18 protein-coding genes and 1 pseudogene are annotated in these 22,126 nt (G+C 59.5%); 3 read left to right on the top strand and 16 right to left on the bottom strand.

Annotated elements, in window-relative coordinates; translation table 11 throughout:
* Positions 1–2 precede the first annotated feature (2 nt).
* Positions 3–942: pseudogene (locus FBY02_RS17900) on the bottom strand (amidohydrolase family protein).
* Between the two features lie 179 nt (positions 943–1,121).
* Between FBY02_RS17900 and FBY02_RS17905 the strand changes: the two are divergent.
* The gene (locus FBY02_RS17905; protein ID WP_144929584.1) at positions 1,122–1,982 is read left to right on the top strand and encodes a pirin family protein; all 861 of its coding nucleotides are present in this window, start codon (positions 1,122–1,124) and stop codon (positions 1,980–1,982) included.
* Positions 1,983–2,125: 143 nt separating this feature from the next.
* Here FBY02_RS17905 and FBY02_RS17910 read toward each other — a convergent pair whose 3' ends face one another.
* The 4 genes from FBY02_RS17910 to FBY02_RS17925 all read right to left on the bottom strand — a co-directional run bounded on the left by FBY02_RS17910 (position 2,126) and on the right by FBY02_RS17925 (position 5,850).
* Positions 2,126–2,854 (bottom strand): dienelactone hydrolase family protein, encoded by a 729-nt coding sequence (locus FBY02_RS17910; RefSeq protein ID WP_144929585.1) that lies wholly within the window; start codon positions 2,852–2,854, stop codon positions 2,126–2,128.
* Positions 2,855–2,924: 70 nt separating this feature from the next.
* Entirely contained in the window at positions 2,925–4,829 is a 1,905-nt protein-coding gene (htpG, locus tag FBY02_RS17915; protein WP_144929586.1) for a molecular chaperone HtpG, read from the bottom strand.
* Between the two features lie 86 nt (positions 4,830–4,915).
* A complete protein-coding gene (locus FBY02_RS17920) occupies positions 4,916–5,377 on the bottom strand; it encodes a PaaI family thioesterase (protein ID WP_144929587.1) in 462 nt (153 codons plus the stop codon).
* Positions 5,374–5,850, bottom strand: a complete 477-nt coding sequence (locus FBY02_RS17925) for a PaaI family thioesterase (RefSeq protein ID WP_144929588.1) — start codon at positions 5,848–5,850, stop codon at positions 5,374–5,376. Before FBY02_RS17925 ends, FBY02_RS17920 begins: the two co-directional genes overlap by 4 nt.
* Before the next feature lie 156 nt (positions 5,851–6,006).
* Between FBY02_RS17925 and FBY02_RS17930 the strand changes: the two genes are divergently transcribed.
* Complete coding sequence (locus tag FBY02_RS17930) at positions 6,007–6,258, top strand: hypothetical protein (RefSeq protein ID WP_144929589.1); 252 nt, start codon at positions 6,007–6,009, stop codon at positions 6,256–6,258.
* Positions 6,259–6,331: 73 nt separating this feature from the next.
* Here the strand turns inward: FBY02_RS17930 and FBY02_RS17935 are convergent, their stop codons facing one another.
* The 11 genes from FBY02_RS17935 to sdhC all read right to left on the bottom strand — a co-directional run bounded on the left by FBY02_RS17935 (position 6,332) and on the right by sdhC (position 20,403).
* Positions 6,332–7,069, bottom strand: a complete 738-nt coding sequence (locus tag FBY02_RS17935; protein ID WP_144929590.1) for a DUF599 domain-containing protein — start codon at positions 7,067–7,069, stop codon at positions 6,332–6,334.
* A gap of 253 nt (positions 7,070–7,322) precedes the next feature.
* A complete protein-coding gene (gene brnQ / locus FBY02_RS17940) occupies positions 7,323–8,636 on the bottom strand; it encodes a branched-chain amino acid transport system II carrier protein (RefSeq protein WP_144929591.1) in 1,314 nt (437 codons plus the stop codon).
* Positions 8,637–9,014: 378 nt separating this feature from the next.
* Positions 9,015–9,899, bottom strand: coding sequence for a succinate--CoA ligase subunit alpha (gene sucD / locus FBY02_RS17945; protein WP_047698970.1), 885 nt, complete (start codon positions 9,897–9,899; stop codon positions 9,015–9,017).
* Positions 9,899–11,065, bottom strand: a complete 1,167-nt coding sequence (sucC, locus tag FBY02_RS17950) for an ADP-forming succinate--CoA ligase subunit beta (RefSeq protein WP_003179235.1) — start codon at positions 11,063–11,065, stop codon at positions 9,899–9,901. The genes sucD and sucC overlap by 1 nt, the downstream gene beginning before the upstream one ends.
* Before the next feature lie 197 nt (positions 11,066–11,262).
* Positions 11,263–12,699, bottom strand: a complete 1,437-nt coding sequence (gene lpdA, locus FBY02_RS17955; RefSeq protein ID WP_144929592.1) for a dihydrolipoyl dehydrogenase — start codon at positions 12,697–12,699, stop codon at positions 11,263–11,265.
* Positions 12,700–12,803: 104 nt separating this feature from the next.
* Complete coding sequence (odhB, locus tag FBY02_RS17960; RefSeq protein ID WP_144929593.1) at positions 12,804–14,027, bottom strand: 2-oxoglutarate dehydrogenase complex dihydrolipoyllysine-residue succinyltransferase; 1,224 nt, start codon at positions 14,025–14,027, stop codon at positions 12,804–12,806.
* Positions 14,028–14,069: 42 nt separating this feature from the next.
* Positions 14,070–16,901 carry a 2-oxoglutarate dehydrogenase E1 component gene (locus tag FBY02_RS17965; RefSeq protein WP_144929594.1) on the bottom strand — a complete coding sequence of 944 codons (2,832 nt, stop codon included), beginning with the start codon at positions 16,899–16,901 and terminating at the stop codon, positions 14,070–14,072.
* Positions 16,902–17,162: 261 nt separating this feature from the next.
* Complete coding sequence (locus FBY02_RS17970) at positions 17,163–17,867, bottom strand: succinate dehydrogenase iron-sulfur subunit (RefSeq protein WP_039594133.1); 705 nt, start codon at positions 17,865–17,867, stop codon at positions 17,163–17,165.
* Positions 17,868–17,878: 11 nt separating this feature from the next.
* Positions 17,879–19,651: a succinate dehydrogenase flavoprotein subunit gene (sdhA, locus tag FBY02_RS17975; RefSeq protein ID WP_047698962.1), complete on the bottom strand. Its 1,773-nt coding sequence runs from the start codon at positions 19,649–19,651 to the stop codon at positions 17,879–17,881.
* 3 nt (positions 19,652–19,654) lie between these two features.
* Positions 19,655–20,023: a succinate dehydrogenase, hydrophobic membrane anchor protein gene (sdhD, locus tag FBY02_RS17980; RefSeq protein ID WP_041024951.1), complete on the bottom strand. Its 369-nt coding sequence runs from the start codon at positions 20,021–20,023 to the stop codon at positions 19,655–19,657.
* A complete protein-coding gene (gene sdhC / locus FBY02_RS17985) occupies positions 20,017–20,403 on the bottom strand; it encodes a succinate dehydrogenase, cytochrome b556 subunit (RefSeq protein ID WP_172679607.1) in 387 nt (128 codons plus the stop codon). Before sdhC ends, sdhD begins: the two co-directional genes overlap by 7 nt.
* A gap of 351 nt (positions 20,404–20,754) precedes the next feature.
* On the opposite strand from sdhC, the gene gltA reads away from it, so the two are divergent.
* On the top strand, positions 20,755–22,044 hold the full coding sequence (gene gltA, locus FBY02_RS17990; protein WP_047698958.1) for a citrate synthase: 1,290 nt from the start codon (positions 20,755–20,757) through the stop codon (positions 22,042–22,044).
* Positions 22,045–22,126 lie beyond the last annotated feature (82 nt).

A 22,126-nucleotide genomic window follows, 5' to 3' on the forward strand; every position in this document is an offset into this window, starting at 1 on the left:
TTTTACTCTCGGATCGCAGTTGGCAACACCGCCAGGAAATTGTCCCGCGCCACTTTCCTCGCCACGTCCTCAGGCAAGGCATCCAGAAACGGGTCGAAGCCATGCAACTCCTTCCCCAGCTTGTTGAAACGTCCAACCACATCCGACCCCACCATGAAGCGCTCCGGGAAGCGCTCGACCAGCCTTACCCACTCCTGCCGAGGCGTGCAAGTAGGGCGTGAGCAGGCTCCAGGATAAGTCTATGTAGAGATTGGGATAGGATTCGAGCATCCGGGTCAGGGTCGGCAACAGGAAATCCAACCGGGTCTGATGCCGATGAATCTCCATGCTGGTGCCGGCATGGGCCCAAATGAAACGGGTGTGCGGATGCTTACGCAACGGCTCTTCGATTTCTGCCAGGTAAAGCGGATTCTTCTCACGCTTGGAGGTGATGTTGGAATGCAGCATTACCGGCAGGTCGTGTTCGGCCGCCAGGTGATAGATCATCGTCATGGCTTCGTTGTTGGCGCGCGGGGTATCGCCCGAAGTCAGCGCCGTGAGGTCATCGTGGCGGGTAAAGACTTCACCGATGCCCTGCCACATCCCCGGGTACAGGTCGAGCATGCGCTGGACATGGGCAGCGGAGTTCTTGTCATTGGGGTTGAAACCCGAGAGGAAAGGATGAAAATGCCGGCGTTGTTCGGTGGTCAGCTTGCCCACCGCCGTCGCGACAATCACATCGGTGGCGCTGTACCAATAGGCGTCCGCATCGTCACCGGCGTAATAACGCGGGCGCTTGGGTTCGTCCTCGTGCCACTTCTTGGCGACCGGGATGCCTGAGATCATCACATGCTCGATGCGATTGTCGTGCATCGCCTGGAGCAACCTGGGCATGCCGGCGGTTTCCTGAAAGAAATCGACGTAATGCAGGTGCGCATCGCTGTAGGCATATTCGCGGGCCATGGCGGCGCCGCTCGAAGCGATCAGCAGCCAGGCGAGAATCAGACGGGTCAAGGGAGTCATTTCCAAGGGCCATGAACAGCATAGACCCCGCCCGTCCCGCTCGGGTTCAAGACACCTGTGCCACCCCCCCTGACGGCGGGTTATGCTCGCCGCATCCGTCGTTCAATCTGGAAGACACCATGACCACGCCCCTGACCATTCACCCCCGCGCAGAAGATGTCGAAGGCCAGCCGATTCTTCGTCCGCTACCGTCCGCCAAATGCCGCAGCGTGGGACCTTTCGTGTTTTTTGACCACATGCTTCAGACCACTTACCCGGCTGGTAAAGGGATGAATATCCGCCAGCATCCCCACATCGGACTCTCCACCCTCACCTACCTGTTCGAGGGAAAAATCCAGCACAAGGACAGCCTGGGCTCGGACCAGGTGGTCGAGGCCGGGGATGTCAGTTGGATGACCGCCGGCAGTGCCATTGCCCATGTCGAGCGCACACCGGCAACGCAATTGGGCAGCGACTTCGGCATGCACGGATTGCAAGTCTGGCTGGCCTCGCCCCAATCCCACGAACAGGGGCCAGGGCACTACAGCCATCATCCGGCACACACCCTGCCGGTCAGCGACAATCTGGGCGTCACTATTCGCATGATCGCCGGGTCGGGCTTTTGTCTGGAATCGCCAGTGCCGGTACTGTCTCCGACGCTCTATGCCGAACTAAACCTGCAAACCGCCACGACGTTGCTGATTCCCACTGAGCATGAAGAACGGGCACTGTACCTATTGAGCGGCGAGGCGCTGTTGGAAGGTGAGCCGCTGGAGCTCCATTCGCTGGTGATACTGCCGGTCGGGGAAGCGATGACGCTGTTTGCCAGCAGCGACTGCCATGCCGTGCTGTTCGGCGGCGCACCGCTGGACGGGCCGCGCCGGATGAACTGGAATTTCGTCTCCAGCGATCCAGCCCGGATCGACGAAGCCCGCCGACGCTGGGCGGCCGGAGACTGGCCGACCGTACCGGGGGAAAGTGAGCGGATCGAATTGCCCTGAATCCAGAGAGTATCTGGCAGTCCGCCATCGCGAGCAGGCTCTCTCCCACAGGGGATTGGTGTCGTTCACCCAGTCCACTGTGGGAGCGAGCCTGCTCGCGATGGCGGCATGGCAAACAACAGAAAAATCAGATCGAACCCGACTCAGCCCTTGAACACTTCATCCAGCAAATTATGCATCGACCTGAACGCCCGCTCGGCCACCTTGGCGTTGTACATCATCTTGCCCGGCACGTTGGCGTGGGGATCGGTGAACGAATGCACCGCGCCACCATAGCTCAGCAGTTGCCAATCGATCCCGGCGGCGTTCATTTCTGCCTCGAAAGCCGGCAGTTGCTCTTTCGGCACCAGCGGGTCGGAAGCGCCATGCATCACCAGCACCGCGCCCTTGATGTTTTGCGCATCCGCCGGATTCGGCGTATCCAGGGTGCCGTGGAACGAAATGGCGGCCTTCAACGGCGCGCCCGTGCGGGCCAGCTCCAGAGCACAGCAACCGCCGAAGCAGAAACCGAAGGTGGCCAGGTTCGACGCATCGACCTGCGCTTCGCCCTGGCTCTGCAGTTGTTCCAGTGCCGCCTGCATGCGCTTGCGTAACAGGGCCCGATCATTCTTGAGCGGCATCATCGCCGCCCCCGCCTCATCGGCATTGGTCGGGCGCACGGTCTGGCCGTACAGGTCGGCAATCAACACGACGTAGCCGTTGGCCGCCACCGACTTGGCAATCTCTTCCGCCCCCGCCCCTACGCCCATCCAGTTGGGCGCCATCAGCAGACCCGGGCGCGAGCCCTGTTGGCTGACGTCGAAGGCCAAGCGGCCTTCATAGCTTTGGCCATCGATCTGATAGACCACCGAACGAATCGTAACCTGACTCATGACGGACTCCTCATTAAAGGGAACATCTGGAATGAAAAAACCCGCCGAAGCGGGTTTTTCCTGCACTAGATCAAGCTGACAGTTCAACCAGCAGCTTGTTCAGGCGACGCACATAAGCCGCCGGGTCCTTCAGGCTATCGCCCGCTGCCAGGGCTGCCTGGTCGAACAGGATGTGCGACAGGTCGCCGAAACGCTCTTCGCTCTGCTCGTTATCGAGTTTTTCCACCAGCGGGTGCGCCGGGTTGAACTCGAAAATCGGCTTGGAATCCGGGACTTTCTGGCCACTGGCTTCCAGGATCTGGCGCATTTGCAGGCCAAGGTCCTGTTCACCGATGGCGAGGATCGCCGGGGAGTCGGTCAGGCGGTGCGAGACACGCACTTCGCTGACGGCGTCGCCCAGGGCTGTCTTGATTCGCTCCACCAGGCCTTCCTTGCTCTTGGCGACTTCTTCGGCGGCTTTCTTGTCTTCTTCCGAATCCAGGTTGCCGAGGTCCAGGTCGCCACGGGCCACATCGACGAAGCTCTTGCCGTCGAACTCGTTGAGGTAGCTCATCAGCCACTCATCGATACGGTCGGTCAGCAACAGCACTTCGATGCCTTTCTTGCGGAAGACTTCCAGGTGCGGGCTGTTCTTGACCTGTGCATAAGTTTCACCGGTCAGGTAGTAGATCTTGTCCTGACCTTCCTTGGCGCGGGCCAGGTAATCGGCCAGGCCGACGATCTGCTCGCCATCGTCACCCTGGGTCGACGCAAAGCGCAGCAGGCCAGCGATCTTCTCCTTGTTGGCGAAGTCCTCGGCCGGACCTTCCTTCATCACCTGGCCGAAATTCTTCCAGAAGCTCTTGTACTGCTCAGGCTCGCTCTTCGCCAGTTTTTCCAGCATGTCCAGGACACGCTTGGTCAGCGCCGACTTCATGGAATCGATGATCGGATCTTTCTGCAGGATTTCCCGCGAAACGTTCAGCGACAAATCGTTGGAATCCACCACGCCCTTGATGAAGCGCAGGTACAGCGGCAGGAACGATTCGGCCTGGTCCATCACGAACACCCGCTGCACGTACAGCTTCAAGCCACGGGGTGCTTCACGCTGATACAGGTCGAACGGGGCGCGGGCCGGCACGTACAGCAGCGAGTTGTATTCCAGCTTGCCTTCGACCTTGTTATGGCTCCAGCTCAACGGGTTCTCATAATCGTGGGCGATGTGCTTGTAGAACTCCTGGTATTCCTCGTCCTTCACCTCGGTGCGTGGGCGAGTCCACAGGGCGCTGGCGCGGTTGACGGTTTCCCATTCCACTTCGGGCTTTTCTTCGCCTTCGGCGGCGCTGACTTGCTTCGGCAGCTCGATCGGCAACGCGATATGGTCGGAGTACTTCTTGATGATGTTGCGCAGACGCCAGCCATCGGCGAATTCGTCCTCGCCGGACTTCAGGTGCAGCACGATGCGGGTACCGCGATCAGCCTTGTCGATGGTGGCGACTTCAAACTCGCCCTCGCCCTTGGACGACCAGTGCACGCCTTCGCTCGCAGCGAGGCCGGCACGGCGGCTGAATACTTCGACCTGTTCGGCAACGATGAACGCGGAATAGAAGCCGACGCCGAACTGACCGATCAGGTGGGAATCCTTCTTCTGGTCGCCCGACAGGTTTTTCATGAAGTCGGCAGTGCCGGACTTGGCGATGGTGCCCAGGTGCGTGATCACCTCTTCGCGGCTCATGCCGATGCCGTTGTCTTCGAGGGTGACGGTCTTGGCGTCCTTGTCGAAACTCACACGGATCTTCAGTTCAGCGCCGCCTTCCAGCAATTCGGGCTTGGACAGGGCTTCGAAACGCAATTTGTCGACAGCATCGGAGGCGTTTGAAATCAGCTCGCGAAGGAAAATTTCCTTATTCGAATACAGCGAGTGAATCATCAGGTGCAGCAGTTGCTTCACCTCGGTCTGGAAGCCCAGGGTTTCCTTTTGAGTTTCCACGCTCATGGTCATCAAACTCCAAGTGGATGGTGGTGTCCGCCTCGCTGAGATGGCGGCGGGATGTCCTCAAGGTGGGGGCAGCGATGGGGATTTCAAGAGTGATCCGGCTTTGCAGGCTCCTGGATCTTGAAATGCGCCCGTGCGGTGGCGATCGGCTCGGCTTCCACGCCTTGCCAGGCAGTGATGGCAACGTTGGCCACTCGTCGCCCCTGACGCCAGACCTGGCACCGGGCATACGTGTCGCGAAATTGCCCGGCGCGCAGGTAATCCAGGGAGAAATCGATAATCTTCGGCACACCTGGCGTGCGGGTGGCAATCAACAGATGAACGGCCGCCGCCAACTCCATGAAGCCGGCAATGACGCCGCCATGGATCGCCGGCAGTAAAGGGTTACCAATGTTGTCCTTGTTGGCCGGCAGGCGAAAGATCAGGTCATCGCCCTGGCGTGTGCATTCGGCGCCGATGAGCTGGGCATAGGGAATCGCGGCCAGCAGCCGCGCAGGGTCGCCCTGCTCGCAGGCCTGGCGCAGGTATTCCCGGGTAATGTCGGTCATGGCGTGCTCCTGGCAGCCATCGAGCCACCTTTCGTCAGCCCCCTGGCATGCTGGCCCAGACGCATGAAAGTCCCCACCACATGGGCGATGGGTTGAGCAGGATCGTCCTGATAGGCGAAACCACGGGTGAAAATCACATCCGGCGTCACCCGATAGCACTGCGCGAAGCCATAGACATCCTTGTTCGGCTCGGCAGCGTGCATGTAGTCGATGCGCAGGTCCAGGGTCGGACAGACCTCGAACTCCGGCAACACGCAGAGGGTGGACATGCCGCAAGCCGTGTCCATCAATGACGTCAACGCCCCACCATGGAGGACGCCGGTAAGCGGGTTACCCACGATCCGGGGACTGAAAGGCAGCACCAGGGTCAATCCATCTTGGCTGGCGCTGTGCAACTCCAGGCCCAGCACCTGGCAATGTCTCAGCGCGGACAGAAAACGCGTCGCGCGCTCAAAAACGGGGGCTTCGGCCATGTGTGATGCTCTTGTCAGTAACGGGGCCTGATAACCAGACGCGACTCATAAAGTTCCATTGCACAGCAAAGTTATATATCTGTCGCAAAAGAGGAACTTAACCCGAGGTGGATTGCTCAAACGGCCAGTAGTTATTTCCATAAGGAGAAACACCGCATGCGTAAGACTTTAGCTATTGCCTTGATGTTGGCCGCCTCCCTCGGTCTCGCTGCCTGCGATAAGAAATCCGAGGACAAAGCTCAAGATGCCGCACAACACTCTGAGCAAGCTCAGGAAAAAATGAACGAAGCACAGGATAAAGTGAACGAAGCGGCGACACAAAACGCCGAAGCTGCCAAAGATAAGGCAGAAGCGGACAAAGCCGCCGCGCAGGAACAAGCCCCTGCTACCGCGCCTAAAACCAACTGATCCAGGTTCAGCGACAAAAGAAAACCCGCCTGGTGCGGGTTTTCTTTTACCTATGATTCAGCCGGGCATGGTGTCATACCGTGTCCTTGACGACTTCGGGAGCCGGTACTTCCGTCGGGGTATAGACCATGACGTCCAGTACATCGGAATGAAACTCGCGTTGATAGAGCACAAACACTACCCCGGCACTCATCAACATGAATAACCAGGGGCTGACAAACCACGCCAACATGGTCATGCCGAAATAATAAGAGCGCAGGCCAAAGTTGAACTGGTTGGCGGCCATCGAGATAACTCGCGCGGCCCGCAGCGCAAAGGCCTTGCGCTCCTGCTCCGAGACATGCCGCTCGCCGATCATCGGCGCCAAGCCCACCAGGACTGCGGCAAAGTTGTATTGGCGCATGCACCAACTGAACGTGAAGAACGCGTATACGAACACCAACGCCAGGCACAACAGCTTGACTTCGGCCAGGCCTTGGGAAGCCTGCTGCACCAGCGGCAGGTCCGCCAACAAGGACACCGCGCGATCGGACGCGCCGAGGACGGTCAGGATACCGGCCAGGATGATCAATGTGCTGGAGGCAAAGAATGACGCGTTACGCTCCAGGTTACCGATCACACTGGCATCGGCGATACGATTCTCGCGCAGCAGCATGCGGCGCATCCAGTCCTCGCGATACAAGTGCATCACGCTGGCAAGACAGGCCGTGTCTCGCGCCTTCCACGTGGCATAACGGGTGTAGCCGCCCCAGCAGATGATGAACCAGACAGCGGCCAGGAGATGGGTCAGGTTGGCTTGGATGAATGACATGCAATTCCTTGGGTGAAAAGAACATGGAGCGGCTTACAGCGTCCCTGTGGGAGCGGGCTTGCTCGCGAAGCGGTGTGTCAGGCAGCCTACCTGTCGCTGACACTCCGCATTCGCGAGCAAGCCCGCCCCCACAGATTCTGCGTGAACCTTTCAGGACACTGCTTCGACGTTAGCCCATGGCAAAAGACACTGCATCCAAAAAAAATGCCCCGTATCGATTGATACGGGGCATTTCAGTGTTTACCGATAAAGCTTAGGCCAGTGCTTCGCTGCGCTTGCCCAGCAGGCGATCACACACCACGGCCACGGCCAGGGTCATGACCGATGGCACCAGCCAGGCCAGCCCTTGCTCGCTCAGCGGCAGATGAGCCAACTGCGCCGGCATCCAGTCCGCCAGTCCCGCGCCCTTGAGCGCGTCGACCAGGCCAAACAGGAACGACACCAGCATCACCGGGCCGACGATGCGCCCCTGTTCATGCCAGAAGTCCTTGCAGAAGCTCAGGGCCACCAGGGCGATGCATGGCGGGTAGATTGCGGTCAGGACCGGGATCGAGAAGGCGATCAGTTTGGTCAGGCCGAGATTGGACACCAGCAACGAAAACGCGGCCAGGATCACCACCAGCGTCTTGTAGGACAGGGGCAGGACGCGACTGAAATATTCGGCACAGGCGCAGGTCAGGCCCACCGCGGTCACCAGACAGGCCAGGGAGATCAGCACGGCGAGGAAACCGCTGCCCAGGCTGCCGAAGGTGTGCTGCACGTAGGCATGCAGCACCGCAGCGCCATTGGTCGCGCCAAGTGCCACTTCGTGGCTGCCCGAGCCCAGGCGGAACAGGCTGATATAAACCAGCGCCAGGCCAACCCCGGCGATCAACCCGGCAATGATTGCATAGCGGGTGATCAAGGCCGGCGATTCGACGCCCCGGGAGCGGATCGCGTTGACGATGACAATGCCGAACACCAGGGCACCCAGGGTATCCATGGTCAGATATCCGTTGATGAAGCCCTGGGAGAACGGCGCCGCAACATACTCCGGCGTGGCCACGCCGATGCCGCCGGCGGGCAAGGCAAACGCAGCAATCCCCAGCACGGCCAGGGCGATGATCTTCAACGGCGCGAGGAAACGTCCAACGGTGTCCAGCAATCGGCCCGGGTAGAGCGAGATGAAGAACACCAGCAGGAAATACACGGCGCTATAGAGGAACAGCGCCAGCGGGCTTTCGCCGGTCAGCGGCGCCAGGCCGACTTCGAACGAGACGGTGGCGGTACGCGGCGTGGCGAACAGCGGGCCGACGGCCAGGTAGCAGACCGCCGCCAGCAGACCGCCGGCGAGCTTGCCGATGGGGCTGCTCAAGGCATCCATCGCCCCGCCGACTTTCGCCAGGGCGACCACGGTGATCACTGGCAGCCCGACCGCCGTGAACAGGAAGCCCAGCGCCGCCATCCAGACATGGGGCCCGGACTGCAAACCGACGATAGGTGGGAAGATGATGTTGCCGGCCCCGACGAACAGGGCAAATGTCATGAAACCAAGCGCCAGGATGTCCTGGCCTTTCAACACTTTCATTAAGGAAACCACACTACTGAATCGGAATTTAGAGAGGGATTTCCCATGGGTGAGGGAAATGCTGCCGATCCGTATGGGATCGACCCGTTTAGCGCGTCGCGTCCTTGTGGGCAGCGGTCGCAAAATGGCTGCCAGCCTAACCAATTCGAAGCACAAACGCACTGTTACGGGGCAAACTATCCGATACACGACATTTCCGTGTCGCGTTTACATATCTTTTTTTCCAACCATGCGTTTCCTCAGAAATGAGAAGGCTTTGTGGCAAGGGGATTTATCCCCTCGCCACAAGAAGTCCTACAACCACAAACATGGCGGCCAGAAACGACAAAGGCCACCCGAAGGTGGCCTTTGTGCTGGAGCGAATCAGTCAGCCGTAGCTTACTTCTTCATTTCCCAGCCAGTCAGCTCAGCCAAGGCCTTGCCGATGTCTGCCAGCGAACGCACGGTTTTCACGCCTGCGTCTTGCAGTGCAGCGAACTTCTCGTCTGCAGTACCTTTGCCGCCAGAGATGATTGCGCCAGCATGGCCCATGCGCTTGCCCGGAGGAGCAGTCACACCTGCGATGTAGGAAACAACCGGCTTGGTCACGTTGGCCTTGATGAAGGCAGCCGCTTCTTCTTCAGCCGAACCGCCGATCTCACCGATCATCACGATCGCTTCGGTCTTCGGGTCTTCCTGGAACAGCTTCAGGATGTCGATGAAGTTCGAGCCCGGGATCGGGTCACCGCCGATGCCGACGCAAGTCGACTGACCGAAACCGGCGTCAGTGGTCTGCTTCACGGCTTCGTAGGTCAGGGTGCCGGAACGGGAAACGATACCGACCTTGCCTGGCAAATGGATGTGACCTGGCATGATGCCGATCTTGCATTCGCCTGGGGTGATCACGCCTGGGCAGTTAGGGCCGATCAGGGTGATACCCAGCTCGTCGCACTTGACCTTGGCTTCCAGCATGTCAATGGTCGGGATGCCTTCGGTGATGCAGACGATCAGCTTGATGCCGCCGAACGCTGCTTCAAGGATGGAGTCCTTGCAGAACGGTGCTGGAACGTAGATCACGCTGGCGGTGGCGCCAGTAGCTGCAACAGCGTCCTTGACGGTGTTGAACACGGGCAGGCCCAGGTGCTCGGTGCCGCCCTTGCCTGGAGTTACGCCGCCCACCATCTTGGTGCCGTATTCGATGGCTTGCTGGGTGTGGAAACTACCTTGCGAACCGGTAATGCCCTGGCAGATAACCTTGGTGTCTTTGTTGATCAGGACGCTCATTATTTGCCCTCCGCAGCTTTAACGACTTGTTGAGCAGCGTCGGTCAGGCTGGTAGCAGCGATGATGTTCAAACCGCTTTCTGCCAGTACTTTAGCGCCCAGCTCAGCGTTGTTGCCTTCGAGGCGAACAACAACCGGGATTTTCACGCCAACTTCTTTCACGGCGCCGATGATGCCTTCGGCAATCATGTCGCAGCGAACGATGCCGCCGAAGATGTTGACCAATACTGCTGCGACGTTGGTGTCGGACAGGATGATCTTGAACGCTTCGGTAACGCGTTCCTTGGTAGCACCGCCACCTACGTCGAGGAAGTTGGCTGGCTTGCCGCCATGCAGGTTGACGATGTCCATGGTACCCATGGCCAGGCCGGCACCGTTGACCATGCAGCCGATGTTGCCTTCCAGGGCTACGTAGTTCAGTTCGAACTTGGCAGCGTGCGCTTCGCGCGGATCGTCTTGCGACGGATCGTGGAAAGTCTTCAGCTTAGGCTGACGGTACATGGCGTTGGCGTCGATGTTGATCTTGGCATCGAGGCAGTGCAGGTCGCCGTCGGCCTTGATCACCAGCGGGTTCACTTCCAGCAGTGCCAGATCGTGGTCCTGGAACAGCTTGGCCAGACCTACGAAGATCTTGGCGAATTGAGTGACCTGCTTGCCTTCCAGGCCCAGCTGGAATGCCAGTTCGCGACCCTGGAATGGCTGAGCGCCAACCAGTGGATCGATGGTGGCCTTGAGGATTTTCTCAGGGGTATCGTGAGCGATTTTCTCGATGTCCACGCCACCTTCGGTGGAGGCCATGAACACGATACGGCGGCTCGAACGGTCAACGACCGCGCCCAGGTACAGCTCTTTAGCGATATCAGTGCACGATTCAACCAGGATCTTGGTGACTGGCTGACCGTTGGCGTCAGTCTGGTAGGTCACCAGACGCTTGCCCAGCCACTGCTGTGCGAAGGCTTTGGCGTCTTCTTTGCTGCGAACCAGCTTGACGCCGCCCGCTTTACCGCGACCACCGGCGTGAACCTGGGCTTTGACAACCCATTCGCTGCCGCCGATTTTGTCGCAAGCTTCTGCTGCTGCTTCCGGGGTGTCTACCGCGTAGCCTGTGGATACTGGCAGGCCGTACTCAGCGAACAGCTGCTTACCCTGATACTCGTGAAGATTCATGCTTATTACCGTCTTCGTTAGGTACTGCGCATTCGGTGCTGCACCGTTTTCAGTGCCGCACCACCTGTGACTGCTGCTTGCGTAGCCTTCCGGTCAACCGGTAGAGCTACGCAAGACTGCGTCCAGCGGACATTCCGCGGTGAGTCTTGCGCGCAAGGCTCACGACGGGCCGAACCGCCGTGGTTTCTTATTATTTCTTAACGCTTCTTGCGGTTGGCCACGTGGATGGCGCCGCCATTTACGGCCAGGGCCGCTTCGTGCAAGGCTTCGGACAGGGTCGGATGGGAGAAGACCATCATGCCCAGGTCTTCAGCGCTGGTGCCGAATTCCATCGCGATCGCGCCTTGCTGTACCAGCTCGGCAGCGCTCGGGCCAATGACGTGAACGCCCAATACGCGATCCGTCTTGGCATCGGCGATGACTTTCACGAAACCGCCGGTATCGTTGGCTGCCATGGCACGGCCACTGGCGGCGAACGGGAAAGTGCCGACGTTAACCTCGACGCCTTCGGCTTTCAAGGCCTGCTCGGTTTTACCGACCCATGCAATTTCCGGGTGGGTGTAGATCACCGATGGGATCAGGTCGTAGTTCATCTGGGCCTTGTGGCCCTTGATGCGCTCGACGACCATGATGCCTTCTTCGGACGCCTTGTGGGCCAGCATCATGCCGCGAACCACGTCACCGATGGCGTAGACGCCTGGTACGTCGGTTGCGCAATGATCATCGACCGCGATGAAACCACGCTCGTCCAGGTTCACGCCGCAATCGGCAGCCAACAGGTCGGTGGTCACCGGGCGACGGCCGACCGCAACGATCAGCTTGTCGAAGGTGATGGTCTGTTCGCCGTTGGCGTCGGTGTAGCTGACCACGACTTCTTCGCCGTTGACCTTGGAACCGGTCACACGAGCGCCTAGCTTGATGTCCAGGCCTTGCTTGGTGAGGGTCTTGAACGCTTCTTTGGAAACCGCGGCGTCAGCCGCTACCAGGAAGGTTTCGAGGGCTTCGAGCACGGTCACTTGCGCACCCAGGCGCGACCATACCGAACCCAGCTCCAGGCCGATCACGCCGGCGCCGATCACGCCCAGGCGTTTTGGTACGCTCTGGAATTCCAGGGCGCCAGTGGAATCGACGATCACGTTCTGGTCGACCGGAGCCGGCGGAATGTCGATCGGACGCGAGCCTGGCGCCAGGATGACGTTCTCGGCTTCGATCACTTCAACCGAACCGTCCGGCTTGGTCACTTCGACTTTCTTGCCCAGCAGCAGCTTGCCGTGGCCCTGGATCGAGGTCACGCCGTTGGCCTTGAACAGAGTGGCAACACCGCTGGTCAGGTTCTTGACGATACCCGCCTTGCGACCAACCATCGTTGCGACGTCCATTTTGACTTCGCCGGTGGAGATGCCGTGAACGTTGAAGCTTTCTTTCGCTTCCTTGTATTTCCAGGAGCTGTCCAGCAGCGCCTTGGATGGAATGCAACCGACGTTCAGGCAGGTACCGCCGAGGGCCAGCTTGCCCTCGCCATCGGTGTATTTCTCGATGCAGGCAGTGGTAAGGCCCAGTTGCGCAGCCTTGATGGCCGCTACGTAGCCACCAGGGCCCGCACCAATCACTACCACGTCGAATTTCTGAGTCATAAAAAAGGTTCCCTTTTAGCTGCAAGCTACAAGCTGCAAGCTACAAGCTACAACCTCGCCCGCGGTGGGCTTGAGTCTGGTCGCTTGCAGCTTGCAGCTGCTTTTTAAATATCCAGGAGCAGGCGAGCCGGATCTTCAAGCAGGTTCTTGATGGTCACCAGGAACGTCACGGCTTCTTTACCGTCGATCAGACGGTGATCGTAGGACAGTGCCAGGTACATCATCGGACGAATCACGACTTGACCGTTGATTGCCATCGGACGCTGGATGATGTTGTGCATCCCCAGGATCGCCGCTTGTGGCGGGTTGACGATCGGAGTCGACATCATCGAACCGAATGTACCACCGTTGGTGATGGTGAACGTACCGCCGGTCATCTCTTCGATGGACAGCTTGCCGTCACGGGCCTTCTTGCCGAAGGTGGCGATGCCGCCTTCGATTTCGGCCAGGCTCATCAGCTCGGCGTTACGCAGGACCGGAACCACCAGACCACGATCGCTGGAAACAGCCACACCGATGTCGGCATAACCGTGGTAGACGATGTCGGAACCGTCGATCGACGCATTGACGGCCGGGAAGCGTTTCAGCGCTTCGGTGGCCGCCTTGACGAAGAACGACATGAAGCCCAGGCGTACGCCGTTGTGGCTCTTCTCGAACAGGTCCTTGTACTTCGAACGCAGTGCCATGACTTCGGTCATGTCGACTTCGTTGAAGGTGGTCAGCATCGCCATGTTCGACTGGGCTTCGACCAGACGCTCGGCTACTTTGGCACGCAGGCGGGTCATCGGAACGCGTTTTTCAACGCGATCACCGGCAGCGAACACCGGAGCGGCGGCAGCTGGCGCGGCAGGCTTGGACGGAGCAGCGGCTGGAGCGGCTTTCTTGGCGACCACAGCGGCAACCACGTCTTCCTTGGTCACACGACCACCCTTGCCGGTGCCGGCAACGGAAGCGATGTTGATGCCGTTCTCTTCAGCGATCTTGCGGGCAGCAGGCGCAGCAACCGGATCGTCTTCGCCATCGGCAGCTGGAGCAGCAGCCTGTGCAGCAGCAGGAGCAGCCGCGGCGGCAGGAGCAGCGGCAGCAGCGCCGCCTTCAACGATCGAGCCCAGCACTTCGTCGGACAGGACGGTATCGCCTTCGTTCTTGACGATGGCGCCCAGCACGCCGTCGGCGGTCGCCAGGACTTCCAGCACGACCTTGTCGGTCTCGATGTCGACGATCAGTTCGTCACGCTTGACCGCCTCGCCCGGTTGCTTGTGCCAGGTGGCAACGGTGCCATCGGCAACCGATTCCGGGAAAGTGGGGGCTTTGATCTCGATAGCCATTATCTTGGGTTCCTTAAATTCGGTTTCAGGTGCGCGAAGGCGTTAAACGGTAAAGGCATCTTGCAGCAGTTGTTCCTGCTGCTCGGCGTGCATCGACGCGTAACCACATGCAGGTGCAGCAGAAGCCTCACGGCCCGCGTATTCGAGTACGAGCGACTTGTTGAGGTTGCTGATGCTGCGACGCAGGTGGTGTTGGCTGCAGTACCACGCGCCCTGGTTCATCGGCTCTTCCTGACACCAGACAGCCGCTTTGGCATTGGTGTAAGGCGCCAGGACTTCCTTCAAGTCGTCCTCAGGGAATGGGTACAGCTGCTCGATACGCACGATGGCGATATCTTCACGGCCTTCGGCACGGCGTTTTTCCAGCAGGTCGTAGTAGACCTTGCCGCTGCACAGAACAATGCGCTCGACCTTTTTCGGGTCCAGGGCATCGATTTCCGGGATAACGGTCTGGAACGAACCGTCGGCCAGGTCTTCGAGCGTCGAAACGGCCAGCTTGTGGCGCAGCAACGACTTCGGCGTCAGCACGACCAGAGGCTTGCGCAGCGGACGAATCACCTGGCGGCGCAGCAAGTGGTAGATCTGTGCCGGGGTAGTAGGCATGCACACCTGGATGTTGTGCTCGGCGCACAGTTGCAGGTAGCGCTCAAGACGTGCCGAGGAGTGTTCGGGGCCTTGGCCTTCGTAGCCGTGCGGCAGCAACATGGTCAGGCCGCAGAGACGACCCCACTTGTGCTCGCCACTGGTGATGAACTGGTCGATGACTACCTGCGCACCGTTGGCGAAGTCACCGAACTGGGCTTCCCAGATCACCAGCGCGTTCGGCGTGGTGGTCGAGTAACCGTATTCGAATGCCAGTACGGCTTCTTCCGACAGGAAGGAGTCGTACAGATCGAACAGCGGCTGGCCCTTGTACAGGTTCTTCAGCGGGATGTAGGTGCTGGCGTCTTTCTGGTTGTGCAGGACGGCATGACGGTGCGAGAACGTACCGCGGCCGATGTCCTGGCCGGTCATGCGGATCGGGTGACCTTCGAACGCCAGAGTCGCGTATGCCATGGTTTCGGCATAACCCCAGTTGATCGGCAGGCCGCCGGCTTGCATCTTCTGACGGTCTTCGTAGATCTTCGCAACCTGGCGCTGAACCACGAAGCCTTCCGGGATTTCCAGCAGCTTGGCGGACAACTCCTGCAAGGTCTTGAGGTCGAAGCGCGTGTCGTGACGTGCAGTCCAGGCGTGACCCAGGTATGGGCGCCAGTCCACGAACAGCTCTTTGTTCGGTTCCTTGACCAGGCTTTTCACCACGTGCAGACCGTCGTCCAGCGCATTGCGGTACTCATCGACCTTGGCCTGGACGCGCTCGGCATCCAGTACGCCTCCCTGGATCAAGCGATCGGCATACAGCTCGCGGGTGGTGCGCTGCTTGGTGATCTGCTGGTACATCAGCGGCTGGGTGCCGCTTGGCTCGTCCGCTTCGTTGTGGCCGCGACGACGGTAGCAGACCAGGTCGATCACCACGTCACGCTTGAACTGCATGCGGTAGTCGATGGCCAGCTGGGTCACGAACAGCACGGCTTCCGGATCATCACCATTCACATGGAGGATCGGCGCCTGGATCATTTTCGCGACGTCGGTGGCGTACTCGGTGGAACGCGAGTCCAGCGGGTTGCTGATGGTGAAGCCGACCTGGTTGTTGATGACGATGTGCACCGTACCGCCGGTCTTGAAACCGCGGGTCTGGGACATCTGGAAGGTTTCCATGACCACGCCCTGACCGGCGAACGCCGCGTCACCGTGGATGGAGATCGGCAGTACCTTCTCGCCGGTAGGGTCGTTGCGACGATCCTGACGGGCGCGAACCGAACCTTCGACCACCGGGGAAACGATCTCCAGGTGGGACGGGTTGAACGCCATCGCCAGGTGGACTTCGCCACCGGTGGTCATGACGTTGGACGAGAAGCCCTGGTGGTATTTCACGTCACCGGAACCCAGCTCGACCTTCTTCTTGCCTTCGAACTCGTCGAACAGCTCGCGCGGGTTCTTGCCGAAGGTGTTGACCAGCACGTTGAGACGGCCACGGTGGGCCATGCCGATGACCACTTCCTTGGTGCCGTACGAACCGGAACGCTGGATCAGCTCGTCCAGCATCGGAATCAGGCTCTCGCCGCCTTCCAGGCCGAAACGCTTGGTGCCCGGGTACTTGGTGCCCAGGTACTTCTCCAGGCCTTCACCGGCAGTCACGCGCTCAAGCAGGTGGCTTTTAATGTCGGCGGAGTACGTCGGACGGCCACGAACGCTTTCCAGACGCTGCTGGAACCACTGGCGTTGCTCGGAATCGGTGATGTGCGTGAACTCAGCGCCAATGGTGCGGCAATATGTCTGCTGCAACGCTTCGTGAATTTCACGTAGGCTCGCTTCCTCTTTGCCGATGAACAGGTCGCCGGCACGGAAGGTCGTATCAAGATCGGCATTGGTCAAGCCGTAGTGAGTGATCGACAGGTCTGCAGGTGCAGGACGCTGCCACAGCCCCAGCGGGTCCAGCTGGGCTGCCTGGTGGCCTCGCATCCTGTAGGCCTGGATCAGTCGCAGTACTTCAACTTGCTTCTTCTCGTGTTCGCTGCTCACGCTGCCGGCGGAGACCGGTTGAGCGCGGCGCTGGTTCTTTGCCAGCAGCACGAAATGATCGCGAATCGTCGAGTGCGAAACATCGGTGGCAGAGTTACCGTCAGCCGGCAACTTCTGAAAATAGGTGCGCCATTCTTCTGGCACAGCGTTAGGGTCGTGCAGGTAGAGCTCGTAGAGCTCTTCCACATAGGCAGCGTTACCACCGGAGAGGTGGGCACTGTTCCACATGCGCTGCATCACGCTTTCTTGCATGCTTGGTCACCCTCGATTAGGGGAACACCATCGGCGAAAACACCGAGCAAACTTGCAGAAGTCCGAGTGCAGCGACTAAAACAAGCCACTTAGGATCACGCTGATAGTCCGGGTACCAGCCCGGATGCCCCTGCTTGTCTCATTTCTTCAAAATAAGAACCGCCGCTTTGTGAGCGGCTGTTCTGGTTATGCTACGACGCGGGTTGAAGCCCGCGCCTTAGCCTCTACGGGTACAGCGGTTCTACGGGTACAGCAGCTGAATCACACGCCGTTTTGCAGCAGCATGTTACGTACGTGACCGATGGCCTTAGTCGGGTTCAGGCCTTTCGGGCAGACGTTGACGCAGTTCATGATCCCGCGGCAGCGGAATACGCTGAACGGGTCATCCAGTGCGGCCAGACGCTCGGACGTCTTGGTGTCACGGCTGTCTGCCAGGAAGCGGTACGCTTGCAGCAGGGCGGCCGGGCCCAGGAACTTGTCCGGGTTCCACCAGAAGGATGGGCACGAGGTCGAGCAGCAAGCGCACAGGATGCACTCGTACAGACCGTCGAGCTTCTCACGCTCTTCCGGGGACTGCAGACGCTCGATGGCCGGAGCCGGCGTGTCGTTCTGCAGGAATGGCTTCACCTTCTCGTATTGCTTGTAGAAGATGCTCATATCGACGACCAGGTCACGGATAACCGGCAAACCTGGCAGTGGACGAACGATCAGCTTGTTGCCTTTTACAACGGCCGACAGTGGCGTGATGCAGGCCAGGCCGTTCTTGCCGTTGATGTTCATGCCGTCGGAGCCGCAAACGCCCTCGCGGCAGGAGCGACGATAGGAGAAACCTTCGTCCTGCTCCTTGATCAGGGCCAGCACGTCCAGCACCATCAGGTCCTTACCACCGGTATCGACCTGGAAATCCTGCATGAACGGCGCAGCGTCCTGATCAGGGTTGTAGCGATAAACACTGACTTGCAACATGGCGGTCACCCTTAATAAGTCCGGACTTTAGGTTCGAAAGTCGGAACAGTCTTCGGCGAGAAGTTCACGGCACGCTTGGCGACGCGTTTTTCACCCGGGAAGTACAAGGTGTGGCACAGCCAGTTTTCGTCGTCACGGTCTTCATAGTCTTCGCGGGCGTGAGCACCACGGGACTCTTTGCGCACTTCTGCGGCGATGGCGGTGGCTTCGGCCACTTCCAGCAGGTTCTGCAGTTCCAGCGCTTCGATACGGGCAGTGTTGAACGCCTGTGACTTATCGTTGATCTTCACATTGGCAATTCGTTCACGCAGTTCTGCCAGCTGGGCAATACCCTTCTGCATGTATTCGCCGGTACGGAATACACCGAAGTAGTTCTGCATGCAGCTTTGCAGCTCGCGACGCAGGGTGGCCACGTCTTCGCCATCGGTACGGTTGTTCAGGGCGTTCAGGCGCGACAGGGCCGCATTGATATCGGCTTCGGTAGCGTCGTCGTACTCGATACCGTCGGTCAGCGCCTTTTCCAGGTGCAGGCCGGCAGCGCGGCCGAAGACCACCAGGTCGAGCAGCGAGTTGCCGCCCAGGCGGTTGGCACCGTGAACCGATACGCACGCCACTTCACCCACTGCGAACAGGCCAGGGATGATTTCGTCCACGCCTTCGGCGTTCTGGGTGATCGCCTGACCATGAATGTTGGTGGCAACGCCGCCCATCATATAGTGGCAGGTTGGAACCACTGGAACCGGAGCAACGACCGGGTCGACGTGGGCGAAGGTCTTCGACAGTTCGCAGATGCCTGGCAGACGGCTGTGCAACACTTCCTCGCCCAGGTGGTCGAGTTTGAGCATCACGTGGTCGCCATTCGGGCCACAGCCGTTACCGGCGATGATTTCCTTGACCATCGAACGCGCCACCACGTCACGACCGGCAAGGTCCTTGGCGTTCGGAGCATAACGCTCCATGAAACGCTCGCCGTGCTTGTTGATCAGGTAACCGCCTTCACCGCGGCAACCTTCGGTGACCAATACACCGGCGCCGGCGATGCCGGTCGGATGGAACTGCCACATTTCAATGTCTTGTACCGGCACGCCAGCACGCAGGGCCATGCCGACACCGTCACCGGTGTTGATCAGGGCGTTGGTGGTGGACGCATAGATACGGCCTGCGCCGCCGGTCGCCAGTACGGTGGCTTTCGAGCGGATGTAGGTGGTTTCGCCGGTTTCGATGCAGATCGCGATCACACCGACGAAGGCGCCGTCCTGGTTCTTCACCAGGTCTACGGCATAGTACTCGTTCAGGAACGTGGTACCGGCTTTCAGGTTGCCCTGGTACAGAGTGTGCAGCAGCGCGTGACCAGTACGGTCCGATGCCGCGCAGGTACGTGCAGCCTGCCCGCCCTTGCCGTAGTCCTTGGACTGGCCGCCGAATGGACGCTGGTAGATCCGGCCGGTTTCGGTACGGGAGAACGGCAGGCCCATGTGGTCCAGTTCGAACACCGCGGCCGGGCCTTCCTGACACATATACTCGATAGCGTCCTGGTCACCGATGTAGTCGGAACCCTTGACGGTATCGTACATGTGCCAGCGCCAGTCATCGTTCGGGTCGGCCGAAGCGATGGCGCAGGTGATGCCGCCCTGGGCGGAAACAGTGTGCGAACGGGTCGGGAAGACCTTGGTGATCACGGCAGTCTTGTGACCGCCCTGGGCCAGTTGCAGCGCTGCGCGCATGCCGGCACCGCCGCCGCCAATGATGATGGCGTCGAAAGAAATCGTTGGAATGTTAGCCATGGATCAGATACCCCAGAGAATCTGCACACCCCAGACGAAGTAAGCGAACATCGCAACGCCGCATACCGCCTGGAAGAGGAAACGTACGGCAGTCGCCGACTTGCCGAACGCCATCGGCGTCAGGTAGTCGGTGGCGATGGTCCACATGCCGACCCAGGCGTGAGCGCCCAGTGCGACGAGGGCCAGCAGACTGAAAATACGCATCCAGTTGCTTGCGAACAGTTCATGCCATTGGGCATAGCCAAGGCCTGGGTTGGCGACGACATATCCGATCAGGAAAATGAAATAAGCCGCGAGAACGACCGCAGACACGCGCTGCGCCATCCAGTCATAGAGGCCCGAACGCGAGAGATTCGTGACGTTGGTTACCATATCCAGACTCCTGCCAGAACGATTACCACCACGGAAACGGCGATAACGATTTTCGAGCCCAGCTTGCCGCCTTCCAGCGTCTCACCGATGCCCATGTCCATGATCAAGTGGCGCACACCGGCAACCAGGTGATACAGCAAGGCGGACAGGATGCCCCAAATCACTAGCTTGGCTAGCGGACTGGTCAGACACGCCTTCACCTGACCGAAGCCTTCTTCCGAGTCGAGCGACTTGTCCAATGCATAGAGCATGATGGCCAGGCTGACAAAGAGGATGACACCGGAGATACGGTGAAGAATGGACGTGTAAGCAGTGACTGGGAGTTTGATGGTCCTTAGGTCTAGGTTTACAGGTCGTTGGCTTTTCACGGCTTTTTTCACACTGAAGAGCCCCTAAGAATCAGGGCAAAGTTGTTGCGGCGCGCACTGGTCAGGTACTCACCACCCAGGGAGTGACGACCCCCAGCAAAGCTGGCCCAAAAGCCCCTGGCGGTCGGCTGCCGAGTATAGACAGTTAGGTTACTAATGACAACGCGTTCACCTTCCACTGATGGCGCATTGCACAACAGCGGCAAAAGGCGTAAACGGCAGGTAATTTCGAGGAAAAAGTCCGGTTAAAGCCTTCTGGAGCAAGACTTTAGGCAAATTGACATTCGGATTTATCTCACTATAGTGGTGCGGGCCCTGCGTGGGGGGTCTGTCTGATGATTCCAAGCATTAATAGGAGGCCACATGGCTGACAAAAAAGCGCAGTTGATCATCGAGGGCGCAGCCCCCGTCGAGCTGCCCATTTTAACCGGCACCGTTGGTCCCGATGTAATCGACGTTCGCGGCCTGACGGCCACGGGCCGCTTCACCTTCGACCCAGGGTTCATGTCGACCGCTTCGTGCGAGTCGAAGATCACCTATATCGACGGCGACAACGGCATCCTGCTGCACCGCGGCTACCCGATCGAGCAACTGGCTGAAAAATCGGACTACCTGGAAACCTGCTACCTGCTGCTCAACGGCGAGCTTCCGACCGCAGAACAAAAGGCCCAGTTCGTCAGCACCGTGAAAAACCACACCATGGTTCACGAGCAGCTGAAGTCCTTCTTCAACGGGTTCCGTCGCGACGCCCACCCGATGGCCGTCATGTGCGGCGTTGTCGGTGCTCTCTCGGCCTTCTACCACGACTCCCTGGACATCAATAACCCCCAGCATCGCGAAATTTCCGCGGTCCGCCTGGTGGCGAAGATGCCGACCCTGGCGGCGATGGTCTACAAGTACTCCATGGGCCAACCCATGATGTACCCGCGCAACGACCTGTCGTACGCGGAAAACTTCCTGCACATGATGTTCAACACCCCGTGCGAGATCAAACCGATCAGCCCGGTGCTCGCCAAGGCCATGGACCGGATCTTCATCCTCCATGCCGACCACGAGCAGAACGCCTCCACGTCCACCGTGCGCCTGGCCGGCTCGTCGGGTGCCAACCCGTTCGCCTGTATCGCCGCCGGTATCGCCGCACTCTGGGGCCCGGCCCACGGCGGCGCCAACGAAGCGGTACTGACCATGCTCGATGAAATCGGCGATGTCTCGAACATCGACAAGTTCATCGCCAAGGCCAAGGACAAGAACGATCCGTTCAAGCTGATGGGCTTCGGTCACCGGGTCTACAAGAACCGCGACCCACGCGCCACCGTCATGAAGCAGACCTGCGACGAAGTGCTCAAGGAACTGGGGATCAAGAACGATCCGCAACTTGAACTGGCCATGCGCCTGGAAGAGATCGCCCTGACCGATCCGTACTTCATCGAACGCTCGCTGTACCCGAACGTCGACTTCTACTCGGGGATCATCCTCAAGGCGATCGGCATTCCAACCAGCATGTTCACCGTGATCTTCGCCCTGGCGCGGACCGTCGGCTGGATCTCCCACTGGAAGGAAATGCTCTCCAGCCCGTACAAGATCGGCCGTCCACGCCAGCTGTACACCGGCTACGAGTCGCGCGACATCACCAAGCTGGAAGATCGGCACTAAACCCCAGCCAAAAAAAGAAACGGCCTCTTGATGAGGCCGTTTTTTTTGGCTGGGGTTTAGTGAGCTGCAAGCTGCAAGCTGC

It is taken from the genome of Pseudomonas sp. SJZ078, assembly GCF_007828255.1.
Classification (GTDB): Bacteria; Pseudomonadota; Gammaproteobacteria; order Pseudomonadales; family Pseudomonadaceae; genus Aquipseudomonas.

What these genes read in the sequence shown, in the direction of transcription:
- sdhA (WP_047698962.1), bottom strand. Translation starts at nt 19,651, where the DNA reads ATGGCTAACATTCCAACGATTTCTTTCGACGCCATCATCATTGGCGGC.
- FBY02_RS17925 (WP_144929588.1), bottom strand. Translation starts at nt 5,850, where the DNA reads ATGGCCGAAGCCCCCGTTTTTGAGCGCGCGACGCGTTTTCTGTCCGCG.
- sdhD (WP_041024951.1), bottom strand. Translation starts at nt 20,023, where the DNA reads ATGGTAACCAACGTCACGAATCTCTCGCGTTCGGGCCTCTATGACTGG.
- brnQ (WP_144929591.1), bottom strand. Translation starts at nt 8,636, where the DNA reads ATGAAAGTGTTGAAAGGCCAGGACATCCTGGCGCTTGGTTTCATGACA.
- FBY02_RS17910 (WP_144929585.1), bottom strand. Translation starts at nt 2,854, where the DNA reads ATGAGTCAGGTTACGATTCGTTCGGTGGTCTATCAGATCGATGGCCAA.
- odhB (WP_144929593.1), bottom strand. Translation starts at nt 14,027, where the DNA reads ATGGCTATCGAGATCAAAGCCCCCACTTTCCCGGAATCGGTTGCCGAT.
- sucC (WP_003179235.1), bottom strand. Translation starts at nt 11,065, where the DNA reads ATGAATCTTCACGAGTATCAGGGTAAGCAGCTGTTCGCTGAGTACGGC.
- FBY02_RS17905 (WP_144929584.1), top strand. Translation starts at nt 1,122, where the DNA reads ATGACCACGCCCCTGACCATTCACCCCCGCGCAGAAGATGTCGAAGGC.
- htpG (WP_144929586.1), bottom strand. Translation starts at nt 4,829, where the DNA reads ATGAGCGTGGAAACTCAAAAGGAAACCCTGGGCTTCCAGACCGAGGTG.
- lpdA (WP_144929592.1), bottom strand. Translation starts at nt 12,699, where the DNA reads ATGACTCAGAAATTCGACGTGGTAGTGATTGGTGCGGGCCCTGGTGGC.
- sucD (WP_047698970.1), bottom strand. Translation starts at nt 9,899, where the DNA reads ATGAGCGTCCTGATCAACAAAGACACCAAGGTTATCTGCCAGGGCATT.
- FBY02_RS17930 (WP_144929589.1), top strand. Translation starts at nt 6,007, where the DNA reads ATGCGTAAGACTTTAGCTATTGCCTTGATGTTGGCCGCCTCCCTCGGT.
- FBY02_RS17920 (WP_144929587.1), bottom strand. Translation starts at nt 5,377, where the DNA reads ATGACCGACATTACCCGGGAATACCTGCGCCAGGCCTGCGAGCAGGGC.
- FBY02_RS17965 (WP_144929594.1), bottom strand. Translation starts at nt 16,901, where the DNA reads ATGCAAGAAAGCGTGATGCAGCGCATGTGGAACAGTGCCCACCTCTCC.
- FBY02_RS17935 (WP_144929590.1), bottom strand. Translation starts at nt 7,069, where the DNA reads ATGTCATTCATCCAAGCCAACCTGACCCATCTCCTGGCCGCTGTCTGG.
- gltA (WP_047698958.1), top strand. Translation starts at nt 20,755, where the DNA reads ATGGCTGACAAAAAAGCGCAGTTGATCATCGAGGGCGCAGCCCCCGTC.
- FBY02_RS17970 (WP_039594133.1), bottom strand. Translation starts at nt 17,867, where the DNA reads ATGTTGCAAGTCAGTGTTTATCGCTACAACCCTGATCAGGACGCTGCG.